Consider the following 851-nt stretch of genomic DNA (forward strand, 5'->3'; position numbering starts at 1 on the left):
GAGAAATACGGTATGGATATCATGTCATCGGGTCTGCTTACGGCAGTCCCTTGGCTAATTGCTACATTTGCTGGCGTTTTAGTTGGCGGTTGGCTTGTTGATTACCTCATAAAAAAAGGATATAACAGTCAAAAAGTATATCGCACGATCATTGTTGTAGGATTATGCTTAGGGTTTGTTTTTTTAGGTTCTATTTTCACCAATAGTGTTGTAGTAGCGATGATTTGTATCTCGATTGGACTGGCAGGTATATCTGCAACGGCACCAATCGGCTGGTCAATTTCTGCTGAAATTGCGCCTGCAGGCTCCATTTCTCTTCTCAGTTCTATTGTTAATTTAGCTAATAATTTGTTTGGTGGAATTATAGCTACAGCTTTAACGGGATATCTTTTGGATAAAACCGGTTCTTTTAATCTAAGCTTTATTGTAGCGGGAATTGTATTGTTGCTAGGCTTAATTTTTTATATTTATGTGTTGGGAGATATTAAACAAATTAAAATTCCAAAAAACCAACGTACGAAGTAAAACCCCATGACTCGCTATGGGGTTTTACTTTTGATTATAAATAACGACCTTGCTCATGCACTTAGTGATGTGAAAAGTCTAGTCTTCTGATCTGACGCTATTAAAAGGAGAAACAAGATGAATTTGTTTATTTGAAACATGTGCTAGGGGCTTGTTTTAAAATAGCATTGTTGGTATAGCATGTTCTTAAAAAGGTTAAGATGGTTTTTATGAAGAAATTCTGTGTCTATTTTTGTGATTTCAGCAGAAGTAGATATGAACCGCACTATAAAAAATAGAAAGGCAGAGGAACATGAATCATAAAGAAAGTGAAAACAATACTGAGT

The 851-nt window shown here is 35.6% G+C and carries 1 protein-coding gene; it reads left to right on the forward strand.

What is annotated here, in order from left to right; translation table 11 throughout:
• Nucleotides 1-525: MFS transporter (locus AC1DRF_RS30215; protein ID WP_477742599.1), on the forward strand; the 525-nt coding region annotated here is incomplete at its 5' end.
• Nucleotides 526-851: the final 326 nt, after the last annotated feature.

Source organism: Priestia sp. P5_B4 (genome assembly GCF_056400385.1).